Genomic DNA, 19,183 nt, shown 5'->3' on the forward strand with positions numbered 1-19,183 from the left:
CAATTACGTTTCCTCAATAGGTTAAAAAAACGTTTTTAATAAACTCGAATACCGTTTTTAATAAACTATTCGAAAGTTTATTATAAATCCAAACAGCGTTTATTCAAAAAGAGGAGTTTATTGTAAGGAAAAGGGAGCATAGAAATGTAAACATCTTCTCAGCCCCCTTCTAAATAGTAAAACAATAGAACAATTACCCGTCCAAACAATCTTTACACAACCACTATCTCATTACCTTATACAGTGAATAAACACATTTATTCTTTAGAAAATCAAAGTTGATACTTCAGCGTACACTTCTTACCGTCTATCTTCACCTCTACTTCCAGCTTATCTTCCATAGCCTTTTTAATGCGTGCGGAAATTTTCATGGAAGTATCCACCTTCTTTTGTGGATAAATGACGGTGACATAACGCACAGGCGTACCGCTTTTTTTATCTATGTTGAACGCTATGGCAGGGCGCTTTGCACGTTCGCGATAGAACAATGAATACCAGCCTTCTTCTTCAATCATTTCCGTTCCTTTGGGGCTAAAGCATTGCAGTAACACATTACTCTCTCCGGGATAGTCAGTAATGACACGACTACTATTCTTATCTATTTTCACCTCACCTTCCGCCAGTTGATAGTGTAGATTCACCGTACCTTCTGCCTCGCCTATAGCCTCATCTACAATCACAAAATAACTGTTATCCACAAAAAACACGGAACGACGATGTTTCAATCCCTTATAACCGGGGGGTCGGTCACCAATACAGTATGTTTTAAGGCGTCATCAGCCCACTGTTGGTCGGTTTTACTTACTGATATCTTTTTCAAATTGATGGCAGGATTTACCACTTCCTTACGCATCCGATAATACTCCAGTAAGAAACGGGAGGCGTCTTCCACATTGCCATGCCTATAGGCATCTTTCACTTTTTCCAACCCCGGATAATCCAAATTGAGCAGGGCAAAAATCTCCTCATTAAAAGTGATAGCCTGCACTGGTTCGTTTTTCTTTTCCTGTGCTTCTGCCCACAGACAAACGAAATAAAGTAATAACAGAAATGAAATGATTTTCTTCATGGTTTTCTAATAATGAAATCAAGTATTAAATAATAATGAAGCAAATGTAGCCTATTATTCCTATCAGGGCTTTTAATTCCTTCCATTCCACTTTTACTTTCATACAAAAGTGAATATTGAAAGTATTTTAGATAAAATCAAAAGTGACTTACCAGCAAGATACGTACATTTGCCGCACGTTCACACCACGACCGGAAATCAAAGAGATACATATTAAAAACATATATACCATGAAAAAGAAGTTATTACTCTTTGTTGCATATCTGATATGCTTCATTACTTATTTCCCGGCAAATGCGGGAGAAAAAATATTTGCCACTTATTTCGATATTCCTATCAATAGCCCGGCAGGTACGGAAGTGACCGGACGTATTCATTTGGAAAGAAATAAAGATGTACTGACCTCTCCCATTCCCAAAGGATATAAATTTGAAATCATAGAGCAGGATGAAAAGGAACTGTTCAGAATAGAAACCCGATACGACCTGTCCAACCGAATCATGGGAGTATTGGTAGTAGACAAAAAGAAGAATACCGGTTCTGAACCTTCTTCAAGCATCCTCACTATCGCTCTGAAAGACGGAAATAAGCAAATCAAGAAATTTAAAATCACAGTACGTATCGTAAAAGGTACTTTATGGTCACTACTGTACAAACGGTACACACCCGGTACTATAAAAAACAACCGCCTGTACGGACGGAAAACGTATTCTGATAAAGAAGTTGCCGAAAAGATTATAGAACTGGAAAATAATGACGGACGTTTTGAGGGATTCAAATGTTATACTGCCCATCCGGCAGATTATAAAGGAGTATTCGACCCTAAAAATGAATACACGAATACTCATACAATCGAATATGACTGGGCTGAAGTTGCCTGTCAAATCGGTGGACTCGGTTACTCTTATGCCACCTCAAATGTGTATGGTCCCAAAGGGACTCCCGAAAAACGCAAAGAATTACGCGAAGCTTTATATAAGGCAATATTGGCCTATACCCTTTCTGTCCCTATCGAAGGAAAGGACGTTGAAATAGATGGTAAACCTATCGGCAATTGCACCGGAGATGGCTTCAGTCTGCTCCAGGCTCATAAGTTGGCGGGACATCAGATCCCTACTCATCAATGGACTTTGACAGATCCTTTAGTAGTACCTACACTCTATCTGATGCCTGACATTTTGAAAGGAATGCAAGAAAATGATGAAACTTGCCTGAAAGTGCACGATGCTTTAATTCGCTATAATCAGCTATTTATGTCGATTGTAAAGAGCCGCAGGGCGATTGACAACCCGAAAGAACGTTGGGGAGAAATACAGGATACGCTTTATTCATCCGGTGCCTGGGCAGATGCCAATCTTGGACATCGTTCACGTACAATGTTGGCGTTACCGCTTATTTGGGCAGACTATAACCGTCCTCTCACATATGTTCAATACTGGTATAGCGATTTCTATAATGACAAGCCTTTCAAAGGTTTCAGTTTTTCACCGGGATGGAGCCCACAGGGAATTATTACCGATGTCAGCCGCTGGATGACTAAATATAATATTCCGGCGCATAAATATATCCAGTCGGGATTTCAACCGGACGGTACTATCTCTCATCACATTGCCAATGCGACCGATGCCGCAATGGTAGCTTATGGATTCGAGTGGTTGACAGACTGCAATACCGGATATAGATATTTCCAAAACACGAAGTTCAAAGTAGACGATAAATATTACCAGTTCCAACTAGACCGTTTATTAAACGTTTACCCTAAACTATTTTATAAACAACACATGGATTTCCTTGTGTCAGGACGTTCTTATTTGAATAACTTACAAAAGTTCGCAACCCGGAAATATCCGGAAGCTGTCAATGAAATGCTGAAAGCATGTAGCAAAAACACCAAATTGACAGGAGTGGAAGAATTGCAAGCCACTGTTGATAAAATCAAGGCAAATACATACGAGTATTCCGGCACGGATGCATATTGGGTTAATGAATATCTCGTCCATCGCCGTGGCGAAAATGAAAAGCCTTTCTATTGTTCACTGAAACTAAAATCGGAACGTACAGTAGGAGCCGAAGACTTCGACAAAGTACGCAAATCATGGCATTTGGGTTATGGTATTCTACAACTCAAAGTACGTGGAGACGAATACGCCAGCCAGGTACTAAAAAATTATGACTGGCATGCTGTACCCGGATTGACAGAAGAATGGCGCACAGATCCGCTACCGGCTAAAGGTGGAGCACAAGCATCCTTGCCCGGGCTAAATAAAATTTCCGGTGTATTGGCTGATGGAAAAGCCGGTATGGGTATTTATCACCACCTGACTAAAGAAACGTATAGTTCGGCGACGGCTTTCAAATCTTATCATTTCATTGAAGACAAGATTATCGCATTGGGAAGTGGTATTGCACGTCTCCGTCCGGGACAACAACAGGGAATCGCAACTTTCATCGACCAGTCTGTTTTCAACCAGCCACTGACTTTGTGCATCAACGGTAAAGAACAAACGGTGAAACCGGGCGAATCAATAAACCGCCAAGAAGCTATTACTTCTCTTTGTTGGATTCATCAAGGAGAGAAGGGATACATCATCTTACCTAAGAATAAGCTTGAACTGTTGATAAAAACCGGAAAAGAGGTGAACACTACCGACCTGAAGATTGCAAATAAGAAGCCAAACTTCATCATTGCACTCAATCATGGAATGAATCCCGGAAGCGAACTGGACGATAACTATGTTTACTACCTGGTACCGAACGTCAGCAAAGAAGAGATGAAAGCCAAAGTAGCAGACTTACAGAAAGACATCGCTACTACACAAAATGCGGCATCCAGCCACGCAGCTTACTCTGCCGCCGACAAAACCTGGCAGTATGCGTTCTTCAAACCCGGAACTGCTTCCGTCGGCAAGATGGAAGTTACTTCTGAAGATGTAGCCTTGATTATGTTGCGTGACAATGGCAATAGTTGGACATTATCCGTCAGCAACCCGATGCCTGACGGCAAAAAGCAAACGCTGACTTTCTATACGAATATGTCTTTGAAAGCCGGAACGTACGTTTATCAAACCAAAGGAATGCAGAAACTCGAAGGAGAAACTGTTACCATAAGTCCTGCCAAAGGCGGTTCAAAAATAGTAGTAGAGCTACCCGATATCCGCGATGAAAAGAAATACAATTATCAAAGTGACCTCTATGCCGCTACACCGATTGTTATAGAAATATCCAAGTAGTGAAACACAGAAATATCATGAAAGTAAAAAATATCCTGTTTATGAATAAGTACTCAACTCTTTATATCACAGCCCTCGGACTCATTTCATGTACCGGGGGAAATAAGTCGGCAGAAGCATCTGCAACTGCCGCCAACTGTGACACTAATAAACAACGCCCCAATATAGTCATCTTATTAACAGATGACCAAGGCTATGGCGACATGCGCTGCTATGGTAATGAAAAATTGCAAACACCCAACCTTGACCAATTAGCAGCCGAAGGCACCCGCTTTACAAATTTTTACGCTGGTGCCGCTGCTTCTACTCCCTCACGTGCCGCATTACTCACCGGACGTTATGCCGAACGTACAGGAGTACCCGGTGTAGTAGACGACCAATCGGAAAACGGGCTTAAGCGCAGTGAAATAACGTTGGCCGAATACCTGAAACAAAACGATTACGCCACTGCCATCGTGGGCAAATGGCATTTGGGGTACCAACCCGAATACCTGCCACTGCGTCACGGTTTCACCGAATTTTACGGTATCCCCTACTCCAACGATATGTGGCCGTATCATCCGGCACCCGACCATGCCTACCCCGCATTACCTTTTTATGATAATGACCGCATATTGGAGTACAATGCCCCTGTCAATCAAATGACTACTCGGCTGACTGACCGTGCCGTACGCTTCATCAACGAACATAAGCAGGAACCTTTCTTCCTCTATCTACCCTATACCCAGCCCCATGTACCGCTGGGAGTGTCTGACAAATTCAAAGGAAAATCAGGACAAGGCCTCTATGCCGATGTAATAATGGAAATAGATTGGAGCGTGGGAGAGATTATGAAAGCGCTGAAAGCCAACGGACTGGATGATAACACGATTGTCATGTTTACCTCTGATAACGGGCCCTGGTTGAGTTATGGAAACCATGGTGGAAGCAACGGCGGTTTGCGCGAGGGCAAAGGTACCACCTTTGATGGTGGTCAGCGCGTCCCCTTTATAGTACGTATGCCGGGAGCAATACCCGCAGGCAAAGTGAACGATCAGTTCCTGTCGGCACTCGACATCACGCCTACATTAGTAAACCTCACACAGTCACAAATGCCACGTATGAATAAGTTTGACGGACAAGATGCCTGGGATATTCTTTCAGGAAAAGCAAACGAACACCAGCCTTTCTACTTTGTATATAACGGAGTGGTGGAAGCCTTGCGCGACGGCAAATGGAAATGTGTAGCTCCGCACACCTATCGTATCGTGAAAACTCCCGGTAAAGACGGACTTCCCGGCGAACAGATAGCAGCAGGCGGTAACACCGGTCTCGCCCTTTTTGACTTGGATACCGATCCTCGAGAAAGCAATGACCTGGCTGCTGCACATCCTGAAATAGCAGCGCAAATGCAGGCTAAAATCAAAGAGTTTCAGAAGGAAATGGATGAAGAAATGAAACATTTAATGATCGAATAGACAAGCTATATCAACCAATTGCATCATGAAGAAAATCATACTATTATTGATCCTCATCCAGCTATGTCACCCGGCCGGTATACAAGCACAGTCGGTACATCCCCTACAAGTAAAAGAAATACCTGCATGGGTAGCCAATGCCTTCACTGTAGCCCAGAAACAATCGGAAGCTATGTACAAAGAAGTGATGAAAGACAATCTACTTCCACGTTCCATTCAACGGGGCATGGTGCCCCAAACGGACTGGACGGCAGGCTTCTTTCCCGGTACACTGTGGTATCTTTATACCTACAACCATAAAGAGGTATGGAAAAAACGCGCCCAAGCAGCCACAGCTCTGATGGAAGGTGAACAAAACAATGCTTTTGACCACGACATAGGTTTTAAGATGTACTCCTGCTATGGTAACGGTTATTTACTTACCGGTGACAAAGCCTACCGCCACATCCTCTTCCGTTCAGCTAAAACGCTGGCCTCACGCTATTCATACAAAACGGGACTCATCATGTCATGGGAACCGGACGAAAGCCGTGACTGGCTATTTCCGGTAATCATCGACAATATGATTAACCTGGAACTGCTAATGGAAGCATATAAGATGTCAGGCGACACCACTCTTAGACACATTGCCATATCCCATGCAGATAAAACGATGAAATATCACTACCGCAAGGATATGTCCTGTCCTCACGTAGTAGATTATGAACCGGAAACAGGGGCTATGCGCAAATATGACTGGAACAACGGATCAGATGATACAACCCGTTCCACCTGGTCACGCGGACAATCGTGGGGACTATACGGTTATACCATGATGTACCGTGAAACCGGCAACAAGAAATACCTGCGCCATGCCGAACAGATAGCCGACTTTCTATTAAGTCATCCAAACATGCCGGAAGATATGATTCCTTACTGGGATTATTCCGACCCCAAACGTTCAACCATGCGTGATGCTTCGGCGGCGGCAATCATGGCATCGGCACTAATGGAACTTAGTACCTATTCCGTACAAGGCAAAGCATATTTTGCTGCCGGAGAAAAACAACTGAAAAGCCTGGCTTCGCCCACTTATCTGGCAAAACCGGGAACACATAAGCACTTCATCTTGATGCATGCTACCGGAAATTTCCTGCGAAACAGTGAACTTGACGGAGGACTCTCTTATGCGGACTACTATTTCATGGAAGGAATGTTGAGATACTTACGAGTGCTCAACGGACAGAATCTATATCCATATCGTTCTTTCCATAAGGATATGAGATTCTAAATAGAAAGCCTGTTTGCAGACGTTCCCAATGAATGATAAAAATTGAAGGCACGTTTTGTGGTTGACAGAAAGATGGTTATCTTTACGCTATCTTTAATCAATCTATATACATTCAAAACTTATATATTCAGCACTCATGAGAAACCGATATCTGCAAACAGGCTTTATTTTTTGCCTTTTTCTTTGCTTCTTAACCATATCCGTGTGTCATCTACAAGCAGCGGACAGATACAGCCACATTCATTTCAAGCGATTATCCGTAGAAAATGGCTTGCCACAAAATACGGTTCTTGCGCTGACACAAGATCATAATGGAAAAATATGGGCAGGAACTTTTGACGGCCTATGTTGGTATGATGGTTATCGTTTCTCTTCTTTCTATAAAGACTTAAATGATAGTACAAGCCTTTCAAACAACCATGTTTACTCATTATGTACAGACAAAGAAGGCACAGTATGGGTAGGAACATTAACCGGATTATCCCGTTATAATATCGTCGGAAACAACTTTACCAACTATTCACTTCCCGGCGGATTACCAATACAAATACTTACCATTGTCGATCTTAACGAAAAGAATCAGCTACTGCTGGGCACTAACAACGGGCTCGTCATTTTTGACAAGAAGACCGGACACATGGATTTCCATTCCCATTTGCAAGGCAAAACTATTTATTCTATCTGTAGAATGAATGATGATATGATATTGGGAACTTCTTCAGGAGTTTACTTTTATCAAATCCAGAATCAAAATGTCACCCAATTATTGCCCGAGCTCAAGAAAGAAATAATCTCTTCCATTATTTATGACCCACGCAAGCGTGTCTGCTGGCTAGGTTCTCTAAGTAATGGGATATATTGCACGGATGATAAATTTCAAATTAAGAAACACTATCACAATAAAGACAAAGACTCCGGACTGACTTCCAATGCAGTACGAACACTGACACAAGATGATCAAAGTAGAATTTGGATTGGTACCATAGATGCGCTGTTTATCCTCGAACCGGAAACAGACAGTATAGAAAAGTATTCATTCTCTTACGAAGACGAAAACTCACTGGGGCATAATTCCGTCCGCTCTATTCTGAAAGATAATCAAGGCGGAATCTGGATAGGGACTTTCTACGGCGGACTTAACTACTATCATTCCATGGCTCCGTCATTCAACACAATGTCACACTCGGATTATCATAATTCAATCAGCGACAACACTGTCAGCTGCATCGTAGAAGACCCTTATACCGGGAATCTTTGGATAGGTACTAATGATGGCGGATTGAATGAGTACGACAGGAAACGGAATTACTTCACCGCATATTCCGCAAACCGGAATAATCCTCACGCATTGCAATCTAACAATATAAAATGTGTACTCCCCGACACGGAAGGCATCTATATCGGAAGCCACGGCGGTGGACTAAGTTACTTATCCAGACACAACAGGCAGATTGAAAACTACGTTCTTCCGGAAGCTATTTCTGTAAGCAACAGTTGTTATTCCTTGTTGGATGGAAAAAATGGAACGCTTTGGGTAGGTTCTATTATCGGCTTGTATCAGTTCAATAAGAAAACACATCAGTTATCCCTCCATCCATTAGCACAAAAATATCCCCAGCTGAACACAATCCTCATATCTGTTCTTTATCGTGATTCCAAAGACCGTATTTGGATCGGAACGGAAGAAAGCCTATATGTATATAGCAACGGCAAACTGGAAGAACGGAAGGACTATACTTCCCATTCACCATCCCTCATACAAGCTTTTTATATCCAGGAAGACAGTAACCACGATATATGGGTCGGTTCATCAGTCGGGCTATATCAATATCCCGGTGGAGACCCCGAACATCTGGTACGCTACACAACCAGTGAAGGACTGCCGAACAACTTTATTCATGGAATTCTGGAAGATGGTAAAGGACGTCTTTGGATAACAACTAACCGTGGGTTATCCTGTTTCAATCCTTCCGAAAAAACATTTCTTAATTATACCAAACAAGACGGATTGAGTCACGAACAGTTCAACACTTATGGAGCCTGTAAGACTAAAGATGGCATGTTCTATTTAGGCAGCTTAAAAGGGATCACTTATTTTAATCCGTACGAATTCGTGGATAACCCATTCTCGCCTAATGCCGTCATTACAGGTGCTACCATCATGAATCAGCCCATCATGCTGATAAAAGATGGTGCAGCCAGTGTTTTTCAGGCAGAAAATGGCCGTCTGTTAGGTATGACTTTCCCTTCAAGTATGAAATTCTTCAGTATCCGGTTCTCTGTAATCAATTATCTTTCCGGGCGGCGAAACCTATTTGCCTACAAACTGGAAGGATTTGATGACGACTGGATATATTCGACACAGGCGATCTCTATGCGGGGAGCTAATTATTCCAATCTCCCCCCGGGCAAATATACATTCAAAGTAAAAGCCTGCAATAATAATGGCCGATGGAACGAAACTCCTGCTGAATTCTTTGTACATATCACACCCATGTGGTATCAGACTTGGTGGGCCAAGACGATCTTTGTCTTATTTACACTAAGCATACTGGTATTAGTGGTTTATTTCTTCATTGCCCGTGCGAAAATGAAAATGCAACTCCAGATAGAGCATCTGGAACGTCAGAAGATTGAAGAAGTCAGTCAGGAGAAAGTGCGTTTCTATATCAATATGTCGCATGAGTTACGCACTCCGTTGAGTTTGATACTGGCTCCATTGGAAGAACTAGTGGAAGACAAGAGTAAATTCGAGATACAGGTACAACAGAAACTGTCCTATGTTTACAAGAACGGACGTAAACTATTACATCTCGTTAATCAACTTCTGGATTTCCGCAAAGCAGAATCAGGAGCTATGCCTATTCACGTGACAATAAGCAATGTGGACGAACTGGCGAACAACGTATTCACAATGTTTAAAGAGAATGCGCAAAAGAGAAATATGACTTATCAGTTACAGTCGGAATTGAAAGGTAGCCAGTATCCGATAGACCGGACATATCTCGAAATGATGCTGACTAACCTGCTTTCCAATGCTTTCAAATTTACGCCGGACGGTGGAACTATCATCCTCTCTCTAAACAGAGCCGGGAAATTCTTCCAAATCAGCGTTAAGGATAATGGTGTCGGTATCCCCCCTGCAAAGCTATCCCGTATTTTTGAGCGCTTCTACCAGGTGGACGATCAGCAGAAAGGTAGCGGTATCGGACTTTCTTTAGTGAAATGTCTAGTTGAGAAACATCACGGCACGATTTCCGTCAGCAGTGAACCGCAACAGGGAACGGAATTCCGTATCCTGTTACCCGTAGAATTAAAAGTGTTCACTCCCGAAGAAATAGTAGATGAGAATGATGAAAAATCACTCATCCAGCAAACCAACTCCCTGGCTAAGGATACCCTGATGAATAATGAACAGCTCCACCCACAGATAATGGAAGACGTAGCTCTGGAAGAAGATGATAGCGAATTGGAAGGCATGACGGAAACCATTCTTTTGGTAGATGACAATAAAGAAATGGTAGATTATCTTAAAGGTAATTTCAAATCAAAATATATCACTCTGACAGCCGGAAACGGTGAAGAAGCACTAGCTATTTTGAAAACTCAAAAAGTAGATATAGTACTCTCGGATGTGATGATGCCGGGTATCGATGGTATAAAGCTATGTGAACTGATAAAAAAGAATATGCAGACCTGTCATATCCCCGTTATCCTATTGTCGGCCAAGGGAAGTATAGAAGCACAGACTGCCGGTATCCAAATTGGGGCGGACGATTATATCCCCAAACCGTTCTCTATGAATCTACTGAAAGGTAAAATCCGTAATATTCTGAAATCAAAGCAACGATTAAGATATTATTATTCAAATACAATTGATATTGACACGGCCAAAATGACCTCCAATACGTTGGACGAGGAGTTTATGAGCAAAGCGATACAGATTGTAGAAGAGAATATCGACGATGAGAGTTTCACTACCGATGATTTGGCGGAAAAGCTCTTTATAAGCCGTTCTTCACTGTATCTCAAAATGAACTCCATATCGGGAGAGCCACCCGCCAATTTTATCCGCCGTATCCGTCTCAACAAAGCTTGCAAATTATTACTTGAGGGACGGTATTCAATCTCTGAGATCAGCAGTAAGATTGGTTTCAGTTCACCGTCCTATTTTTCAACGAGTTTCAAGAAGTATGTAGGTTGCCTGCCGTCGGAGTATGTCAAGAATCAGGGGAAGAATATGGAGCAATAGGATTTGGACAGGATGCAGTATTATTATAAATACAATTATTATATTCGCAATAATTGTATTTATAATAATCAGTATGGTAGCTATTCATCATTCTTTTATGTAGCCGGATACATATCCCCTCTTAAAAAAGGTAATCGCCTCTTAATGGGACGACTTCCCGACTCCCTAAAAGTCCACCATTTTGTGCGCTGAAAGGCCTTGGTCTTCGCACCGGGAAACCTTAAAACTGGTAGTCTAACTAAAAATTCTTCAAGTCTTTATACCGCTTCATTGCTTCCAAATAATAATAGTCGGCATAGTTCAACGGGACATTCACCTCACTGTCATGCGGGAAACTGCCTACAGAATGCATCAGGATAAATCCCTTATTCTCATTCTCCTTCGCCAGATAATCCGGGGAGGATAACTGTTTCAATATATTCTCCGCATATTCAATATAGGCATCACTTAGGCTCTGGTCTTCCGTATAAGCATATAACTCGAGCAATGCGGAAGCCGTAACCGCCGCTGCAGAAGCGTCACGGGGAGCATTCGAAATATCGGGCGCATCATAATCCCAATAAGGAATATAATCATTTCCCGAAGGACGGTTCTCCATAATGAAGCGGGCAATCTTATGTGCCGCCTCCAGATAAACCGGATTTTTCGTAAAGCGATAGCACATGGTATAGCCATACACTCCCCATGCCTGCCCGCGAGCCCAAGCGGAAGAATCGGCATAACCTTGAAATGTGCCCTTTGACTCTACCTTTCCGCTCGGAACGGAATAACTTACCACATGATACGAAGTCATATTCTCACGAAAATGATTCTTTAAAGTCTTGTCGGCATGAGCAATGGCAATGTCGCGATATTTGGAATTGCCGGTTTGCTCGGACGCCCAGAAAAGTATTTCAAGATTCATCATATTATCAATGATGACGGGATAACTCCAATCACCGAAATCCCAAGAACGAATCAGACCGATTTCGGGGCTGAAACGTGCGCAAAGACTTTCCGAAGAATTAATCAGGATCTCTTTATCTTTCGGCTCCGGTTTCAGACGAAGAGCATTCCCATAACTGCAATACATCATAAAACCAATGTCATGGTTACCTGTATAATACTGAATACCTTCCAGACGGTCGGTGTACCGACGGGCTTCTTTTGCCAAAGCCTCATCTCCCGACAATTCGTAAGCCAACCACATGGAGCCGGGGTAGAATCCGCTTGTCCAGTCTTTCGCATTTTCCAAACGGTAGCTTCCGTCCACTTTGGTTGAGCGCGGGAAACAGGCTGTATCCGGTACATCTTTCAATTGTTCAGCCATATAGAGCAACTGATGATCGGATGTTTTTACCGCATTCTCAAACCATTCCGGCGCCCCCGTCTTGGGGGTGCTGCAAACGGTCAGCAGACTCATTCCCCAAACCGCTACGTACAACTTTCTTTTCATTTTCATATTAATAGCTTTAGTGATTAAATGTATTCTTATCAATTGCTCCCGGAAGTAAACTGTTTCTCTTCGTTCCGGGTAACGGGCTTACAGGTCTGTTCATCAATAGAAAACGTTACAAGACTATGCAGCAACCAATCCCTTTCGACTATCTTCTTTCAGACTACCTCGAAAGAGGGAGTTACAAACCGGGGGATATCATCCGTTATCGTGAAAGAATAAGTAGGACTCCACGCCATATTCTCACCGGACTTACTTACCGAACGAAAACGCCAATACCAGGCTCCGCTGCTCAATATCTGATGAGGGTTGAACATACACCAGGGGACAGATTTGGAAACGACTGTCGTATTTCCAGGATTCATACTATTAAAATTAATCGATACTTTACTTGTGACAAAAGTAGGGATTATCGGAAAGACGGACTTTATATATCTATTTTTTCAGTATTGATTCCTTATCAACAGGTATTAATATCGTCCAAAGAAGTTTTGATTTTGTGTATCTGTACTATTATTTACAATCTCATCTCAGACAGGAAGCTATCGCCATTGCAAATTGGCATTAACGCCTATATATAAAAATTGCGTACATATATCCTTTCACGGATAATGTACGCAGTTCACTTTAGCGGAATGTATTTTATTTATATAAATAGAACATACGATCCATCAGTTGCCATTTCTCTGCAGAAGTCGCTGTTGCATCCGCCTGTTGGAATATAGACATATAGGCTTCCCATTCAGCCTGACGAGGCAGGGTGGCGAGACGCGCCATCGCAGTCTCCCAATCAAAATCAAGTGGTGTCTCGACTATCATGAACAGACGGGTCCCCAATATATAAATTTCCATTTCCAGAATACCCACTTCACGGATTCCATCCCGGATTTCCGGCCACGCCTCTGCTTCACTATGACGCTTTACATATTCTGCTATCAATTCGGGGTTGTCTTTCAAATCCATTGTCTGGCAGTACCTTTTCACCGGAACTTTATATTCCTGTACTACATAACCATTTTCTTTCATTTTCTAGTGTTCCTTAATTCAATTATATTTTAATTAGTTGGATATATGTTCTTTTTATAGCTAAACAGACTAGACTATCTATCTCACGATGTCTTCCGGGAACTTGGCCGGCATTCCCAGTCTCTTCCAAGTCTCATAATACCAGGCATTGAGTTCGTTTCCATTCAAATCGTTCTTGATAAAGTATTTCAGATGCAAGTAATCCTTATCCTTGATTTCGAATTGCAGAATATTATCCTGATTGTCCAACATCGGAAGATGAATATTCTTCTCGATACTCTCTTTATAAGAATCATCCGTCAGTTGCTTCCACGTTCCATATCCCGTGATGATAGCATCGGAACCGGGAATAATCGTGAAGTTCACGATTCGTCCGTCATCGCTCAGAACCTTGAACGTGTTACTAGGCTTTAAGGCTCCTGGAACATCAGGAGATTCGGACACATAATGGCAAAGCTGCCAAATACCTTTCAAATCGGCCAATTGGAATTTTGTTTTCTTCTGGGCCATCGCACCTGTTACCGCCAACAACATTATTGAAAGCATGGTAAAGAAATAGAGCTTTTTCATGATAGTATTATTTTAGTTAACACTCTCGAATGCGTATGTCCAAATATAAAGATTTATTTTGAGAAAAGAAACAGAAAGCGCATAAAAAAACTCGCATAACCAGAAGATTATGCGAGTTTTACATAAATATACCGAAATATTAGAAATCAGCATTTCGCGGTGTACGCGGGAACGGTATCACGTCACGGATGTTGGACATACCCGTTACAAAGAGCAACAGGCGTTCAAAACCTAGTCCGAAACCGGAATGAGGACAGGTACCGAACTTACGCGTATCCAGATACCACCACATATCCTTCATCGGAATGTGAAGTTCTTCGATACGGGTCATCAGCTTGTTGTAGTCCGATTCACGTTCGGAACCGCCGATAATTTCACCGATCTTCGGGAAAAGAACATCCATCGCACGTACCGTCTTGCCATCCTCGTTCTGCTTCATATAGAAGGCTTTGATTTCCTTCGGATAGTCAGTCAGAATGACCGGACGTTTGAAGTGATCTTCCACCAAGTAGCGTTCGTGCTCGGAAGCCAAGTCCACACCCCAGTAAACGGGGAACTCGAACTTATGACCTTTCGCTACGGCATCTTCCAGAATCTTGATACCGTCTGTATAGGGCAGACGAACAAAATCATCTTTCAATACACCTTGCAGACGCTCAATCAAGCCCTTGTCGAACATATCGTTCAGGAACTTCACATCATCCGCACAGTTATCCAACGCCCATTTCACACAGTACTTGATGAACTCTTCAGCCAAGTCCATATTATCTGTAATGTCGTTGAAAGCAACTTCCGGTTCAATCATCCAGAACTCTGCCAAGTGACGGGGAGTATTGGAGTTTTCGGCACGGAACGTGGGACCGAATGTGTAAATAGATCCCAAAGCCGTAGCAGCCAACTCACCTTCCAACTGACCGGAGACTGTCAGACTTGCCTGTTTGCCAAAGAAATCGTCATCATAAATGATAGAGCCTTCTTCGTTTTTCTTCAAGTCATACAAGTTCATGGTGGTCACCTGGAACATCTGTCCGGCACCTTCGCAGTCAGAAGCCGTAATGATCGGTGTATGGAAATAGAAGAATCCTTTTTCATGGAAGAATTTATGAATAGCGATCGCCATATTGTGGCGGATGCGGAACACAGCACCAAATGTATTGGTACGCGGACGCAAATGAGCTATCTCACGCAGGAATTCCATGGAATGACCTTTCTTCTGCAATGGATATGTATTGTCGCAAGTACCCAGCACTTCGATTTCGCGAGCCTGCACTTCCACCTTCTGGCCGGAACCTACTGATTCTACCATTTCCCCGTTCACGCTGATACAAGCACCGGTGGTGATCTGCTTCAACATCTCTTCGTCGAAATTAGCCAAGTCTACTACGACCTGCAAATTATTTATTGTAGAACCGTCATTCAGTGCGATAAAGTTTACTTGTTTGCTACCTCTGCGGGTGCGAACCCATCCTTTCACATTGACCATAGCGCCAATATCCGTGCGCTTCAACAGATCAACAATTTTTGTTCTACCAATCTTTTCCATTTAACTTATTCTTTTATTAACGTTCTTATTCAAACGAACCCATACGGAGGTAGTTTACTTCTGCTTCCGTCAGGTAACGCCAGTCTCCGCGTCGCAGACCTTTTTTAGTCAGCCCGGCGAAGAATACACGGTCGAGTTTCACTACTTTATAACCCAGTGATTCGAAAATACGGCGAACGATACGGTTCTTGCCGGAGTGGATTTCGATACCTACCTGGTCTTTTTTAAAGTCATCTGTATAGCTGATAGCGTCTGCATGAATCTCGCCGTCTTCCAACTGGATACCGGCTGCAATCTGATCCATATCCGCTTTCGTCAGGTTCTTGTCCAGATGAACATGATAAATCTTCTTCTTCAGGAATTTCGGGTGTGTCAACTTGGAAGCCAGATCACCGTCATTCGTCAGTAACAGTACCCCGGTGGTGTTACGGTCAAGACGTCCTACCGGGTAGATACGTTCGTTGCAAGCGCCTTTTACCAAATCCATTACTGTACGGCGTTCCTGCGGATCATCTGATGTAGTAACCGTATCTTTCGGCTTATTCAGCAACACGTATACTTTGCGTTCAATACTAACCGGTTCTTCGTGGAACTTAACCACATCCGAGCGTTTGATCTTTGTACCCAATTCAGTTACTACCTCACCGTTTACAGAAACCACACCCGCCGTAATAAATTCATCAGCCTCACGGCGTGAACAAACACCGGCATTTGCCAAGAACTTATTCAGACGAATCGGTTCGTTCGGGTCAACAAACTGTTCCTTGTACTCAATCTGTTTCTTCACGCTGTACTTAGCATTCGGATCATAATCAGCGGTACGCGGACGAGGACGGTATCCTCCTTGACGGTCGTTGTTGAATCTCGGACGGTAACCTCCGCCATTGTTGCTGCGATAGCCGCCACCTTCACCGCCATTGAAACGGGGACGATACGGACGGTCACCACCTTCACGGTTGTAAGGACGCTGAGGACGGTCGCCACCTTCACCGTTATTGAAACGGGGACGATACGGGCGATCACCACCTTCACGATTGTAAGGACGCTGAGGACGGTCGCCACCTTCACCGTTATTGAAACGAGGACGGTAAGGACGGTCACCACCTTCGCTATTGAAACGGGGACGTTGAGGACGGTCACCGTATGAACCACCTTCACTATTGAAACGGGGACGTTGAGGACGATCACCGTATGAACCTCCTTCGCTATTGAAGCGGGGACGCTGAGGACGGTCACTGTAAGAACCACCTTCGCTATTGAAGCGAGGACGTTGAGGACGGTCGCCGTATGAACGTTGCGGACGTTCGCCTCCTTCATTGTTGGCATTAAATCTCGGGCGATACGGACGATCCCCTCCTTCACGATTGTAAGAAGGACGATACGGACGGTCGCCACCTTCTCTGTTGTAAGACCTGTTACCATCACGGCCGGCACCTGCATTCTCTTCATTGAAAGAATTTTCGCGCCATTCTTCGTTTTCTGTGCTCATTTTTTTATTCGAATAAAATTAGACTTTGGCCTCACGGCCTATTTAAAAACACGTTTATTATATTAGTAAACAATTAAAGCCCCGTATAAGTATGGGGAGTGATTGCTCTTAACTCTTTTTTAATATCTTCGCTTACATTCAATTCTTCGATAAACTCTTTAATAGAACTTTCTGTAATAGCTTGGTTGGTCCGGGTCAAAGCTTTCAAAGCTTCATACGGATGCGGATAAGCCTCACGGCGCAGAATTGTCTGAATAGCTTCTGCCACTACACTCCAACAGTTATCCAAGTCACGATAGATAGCCGGCTCGTTCAGCAACAGTTTGCGCAATCCCTTCAAAGAACTTTGGATGGCAATCACAATGTGACCGAAAGGCACACCCACATTACGCAGCACCGTTGAATCTGTCAAGTCACGCTGCAAACGGGAAACAGGGAGTTTCACGGCCAAATGTTCCAGAATGGAAGTCGCAATACCCAGATTACCCTCCGCATTTTCGAAGTCAATCGGGTTGACCTTATGCGGCATAGCGCTCGAACCAACTTCTCCGGCTTTGATCTTCTGCTTGAAGTACTCCATAGAAATATACTGCCAGAAGTCACGGTTCATATCCACCATAATGGTATTGATACGCTTCATTGCATCAAAAACAGCAGAAAGGTTATCATAGTTCGAAATCTGCGTTGTATACTCTTCGCGCTCCAACCCCAACTTCTCTGCAACAAATCTGTTGCCGAATTGTTTCCAGTCGTACTGGGGATATGCGACATGATGTGCATTGTAATTTCCGGTAGCGCCACCGAACTTGGCAGTAATCGGACTGGCTTTCAACGTTGCCAACTGACGTTCCAGACGGTAAACGAATACCATCACTTCTTTACCCAAGCGGGTGGGAGAAGCCGGTTGACCGTGAGTTTTGGCAAGCATAGGGATATTTGCCCAGTCCGTTGCGTATGTTTTCAATTGTGCAATCAGTTCTTCAATCAACGGATAGTAGACCTGTTCCAATGCTTCTTTGATAGAAAGAGGAACAGACGTATTGTTGATATCCTGAGAAGTCAGTCCGAAATGGATGAATTCCTTATAGTCATCCATCCCACCCATCTTGTCAAATTCTTCTTTCAGGAAGTATTCTACTGCTTTCACGTCGTGGTTAGTCACACTCTCGATATCTTTAATGCGCTGTGCATCCGCTTCTGAGAAGTTACGGTAGATATTCCGTAAAGTTTCAAACACGCTACTATCGATTCCTTTTAATTGCGGCAAGGGAAGTTCGCACAAGGTGATAAAGTATTCCACCTCTACCTGTACACGGTATTTGATCAGTGCAAATTCAGAGAAATAAGCTGCCAAAGCTTTCGTTTTGCCTCTATATCGACCATCAATCGGGGATATGGCCGTCAATACATCAAGTTCCATACGTTTTCTTAGATAATTATCAGAGCGCAAAATTAACTCTTTTTCCTGAGTTATAAGGCAAAAGGATAAAGAAAGTTTGTATAAAAGCGGTAAGAAATAAAAAAAGTCTCACGAATTTCTTCGCAAGACTTCTGTTTTGTGTGGGCGTTGACGGATTCGAACCGCCGACCCTCTGCTTGTAAGGCAGATGCTCTGAACCAGCTGAGCTAAACGCCCTTGTTAATGAGCCGGAAGTGTTTCGTTTTTTCGTGTGGGCGTTGACGGATTCGAACCGCCGACCCTCTGCTTGTAAGGCAGATGCTCTGAACCAGCTGAGCTAAACGCCCGTACACTTCCGTTTCAAAAGCGATGCAAAGGTACGGCTTTTTTTGAAACCTCCAAACATTTCTAATAATATTTTTCAAGAAAATTTTTATCCGGCA

At 43.2% G+C, this 19,183-nt stretch carries 12 protein-coding genes, 2 tRNA genes and 1 pseudogene; 4 read left to right on the forward strand and 11 right to left on the reverse strand.

What is annotated here, in order from left to right:
• Window positions 1–272: 272 nt before the first annotated feature.
• Window positions 273–725: a heparinase II/III domain-containing protein gene (locus GD630_RS21350; RefSeq protein ID WP_238482907.1), complete on the reverse strand. Its 453-nt coding sequence runs from the start codon at window positions 723–725 to the stop codon at window positions 273–275.
• On the reverse strand, window positions 722–1,069 hold the full coding sequence (locus GD630_RS21355; RefSeq protein WP_143868389.1) for a heparinase II/III family protein: 348 nt from the start codon (window positions 1,067–1,069) through the stop codon (window positions 722–724). The genes GD630_RS21350 and GD630_RS21355 overlap by 4 nt, the downstream gene beginning before the upstream one ends.
• A gap of 230 nt (window positions 1,070–1,299) precedes the next feature.
• Here GD630_RS21355 and GD630_RS12360 point away from each other — a divergent pair, with 230 nt between their 5' ends.
• From GD630_RS12360 to GD630_RS12375, 4 genes are all read left to right on the forward strand, one after another.
• Window positions 1,300–4,299, forward strand: a complete 3,000-nt coding sequence (locus GD630_RS12360) for a polysaccharide lyase family 8 super-sandwich domain-containing protein (protein WP_143868391.1) — start codon at window positions 1,300–1,302, stop codon at window positions 4,297–4,299.
• Between the two features lie 41 nt (window positions 4,300–4,340).
• The gene (locus GD630_RS12365; protein ID WP_143868393.1) at window positions 4,341–5,756 is read left to right on the forward strand and encodes a sulfatase family protein; all 1,416 of its coding nucleotides are present in this window, start codon (window positions 4,341–4,343) and stop codon (window positions 5,754–5,756) included.
• 25 nt (window positions 5,757–5,781) lie between these two features.
• Window positions 5,782–7,026 (forward strand): glycoside hydrolase family 88 protein, encoded by a 1,245-nt coding sequence (locus GD630_RS12370; RefSeq protein ID WP_143868395.1) that lies wholly within the window; start codon window positions 5,782–5,784, stop codon window positions 7,024–7,026.
• A gap of 136 nt (window positions 7,027–7,162) precedes the next feature.
• Window positions 7,163–11,278, forward strand: a complete 4,116-nt coding sequence (locus GD630_RS12375; protein ID WP_143868397.1) for a hybrid sensor histidine kinase/response regulator transcription factor — start codon at window positions 7,163–7,165, stop codon at window positions 11,276–11,278.
• A 238-nt stretch (window positions 11,279–11,516) separates the two neighbouring features.
• On the opposite strand, the gene GD630_RS12380 is transcribed toward GD630_RS12375, so the two are convergent.
• The 9 genes and pseudogenes from GD630_RS12380 to GD630_RS12420 all read right to left on the reverse strand — a co-directional run bounded on the left by GD630_RS12380 (window position 11,517) and on the right by GD630_RS12420 (window position 19,087).
• On the reverse strand, window positions 11,517–12,713 hold the full coding sequence (locus GD630_RS12380) for a glycoside hydrolase family 88 protein (protein ID WP_143868427.1): 1,197 nt from the start codon (window positions 12,711–12,713) through the stop codon (window positions 11,517–11,519).
• 164 nt (window positions 12,714–12,877) lie between these two features.
• A pseudogene (locus GD630_RS12385) lies at window positions 12,878–13,051 on the reverse strand (DUF4962 domain-containing protein); the annotation flags it as partial.
• 304 nt (window positions 13,052–13,355) lie between these two features.
• Window positions 13,356–13,739 carry an L-rhamnose mutarotase gene (locus GD630_RS12390; RefSeq protein WP_007764308.1) on the reverse strand — a complete coding sequence of 128 codons (384 nt, stop codon included), beginning with the start codon at window positions 13,737–13,739 and terminating at the stop codon, window positions 13,356–13,358.
• A gap of 78 nt (window positions 13,740–13,817) precedes the next feature.
• Complete coding sequence (locus GD630_RS12395) at window positions 13,818–14,309, reverse strand: DUF4488 domain-containing protein (protein WP_143868400.1); 492 nt, start codon at window positions 14,307–14,309, stop codon at window positions 13,818–13,820.
• 139 nt (window positions 14,310–14,448) lie between these two features.
• Window positions 14,449–15,852, reverse strand: a complete 1,404-nt coding sequence (gene asnS / locus GD630_RS12400; RefSeq protein ID WP_007764306.1) for an asparagine--tRNA ligase — start codon at window positions 15,850–15,852, stop codon at window positions 14,449–14,451.
• 25 nt (window positions 15,853–15,877) lie between these two features.
• Complete coding sequence (locus GD630_RS12405) at window positions 15,878–17,341, reverse strand: pseudouridine synthase (RefSeq protein ID WP_143868402.1); 1,464 nt, start codon at window positions 17,339–17,341, stop codon at window positions 15,878–15,880.
• Between the two features lie 73 nt (window positions 17,342–17,414).
• Window positions 17,415–18,761: an adenylosuccinate lyase gene (gene purB / locus GD630_RS12410; protein ID WP_007749493.1), complete on the reverse strand. Its 1,347-nt coding sequence runs from the start codon at window positions 18,759–18,761 to the stop codon at window positions 17,415–17,417.
• Window positions 18,762–18,902: 141 nt separating this feature from the next.
• Window positions 18,903–18,977, reverse strand: a tRNA-Val gene (locus tag GD630_RS12415).
• A 35-nt stretch (window positions 18,978–19,012) separates the two neighbouring features.
• Window positions 19,013–19,087, reverse strand: a tRNA-Val gene (locus GD630_RS12420).
• Window positions 19,088–19,183 lie beyond the last annotated feature (96 nt).

It is taken from the genome of Bacteroides zhangwenhongii (genome assembly GCF_009193325.2).
GTDB classification, from domain to species: Bacteria; Bacteroidota; Bacteroidia; order Bacteroidales; family Bacteroidaceae; genus Bacteroides; species Bacteroides zhangwenhongii.

What these genes read in the sequence shown, in the direction of transcription:
- purB (WP_007749493.1), bottom strand. Translation starts at nt 18,761, where the DNA reads ATGGAACTTGATGTATTGACGGCCATATCCCCGATTGATGGTCGATAT.
- GD630_RS12395 (WP_143868400.1), bottom strand. Translation starts at nt 14,309, where the DNA reads ATGAAAAAGCTCTATTTCTTTACCATGCTTTCAATAATGTTGTTGGCG.
- GD630_RS12370 (WP_143868395.1), top strand. Translation starts at nt 5,782, where the DNA reads ATGAAGAAAATCATACTATTATTGATCCTCATCCAGCTATGTCACCCG.
- GD630_RS12380 (WP_143868427.1), bottom strand. Translation starts at nt 12,713, where the DNA reads ATGAAAAGAAAGTTGTACGTAGCGGTTTGGGGAATGAGTCTGCTGACC.
- GD630_RS12375 (WP_143868397.1), top strand. Translation starts at nt 7,163, where the DNA reads ATGAGAAACCGATATCTGCAAACAGGCTTTATTTTTTGCCTTTTTCTT.
- asnS (WP_007764306.1), bottom strand. Translation starts at nt 15,852, where the DNA reads ATGGAAAAGATTGGTAGAACAAAAATTGTTGATCTGTTGAAGCGCACG.
- GD630_RS12360 (WP_143868391.1), top strand. Translation starts at nt 1,300, where the DNA reads ATGAAAAAGAAGTTATTACTCTTTGTTGCATATCTGATATGCTTCATT.
- GD630_RS21355 (WP_143868389.1), bottom strand. Translation starts at nt 1,069, where the DNA reads ATGAAGAAAATCATTTCATTTCTGTTATTACTTTATTTCGTTTGTCTG.
- GD630_RS12390 (WP_007764308.1), bottom strand. Translation starts at nt 13,739, where the DNA reads ATGAAAGAAAATGGTTATGTAGTACAGGAATATAAAGTTCCGGTGAAA.
- GD630_RS12365 (WP_143868393.1), top strand. Translation starts at nt 4,341, where the DNA reads ATGAATAAGTACTCAACTCTTTATATCACAGCCCTCGGACTCATTTCA.
- GD630_RS12405 (WP_143868402.1), bottom strand. Translation starts at nt 17,341, where the DNA reads ATGAGCACAGAAAACGAAGAATGGCGCGAAAATTCTTTCAATGAAGAG.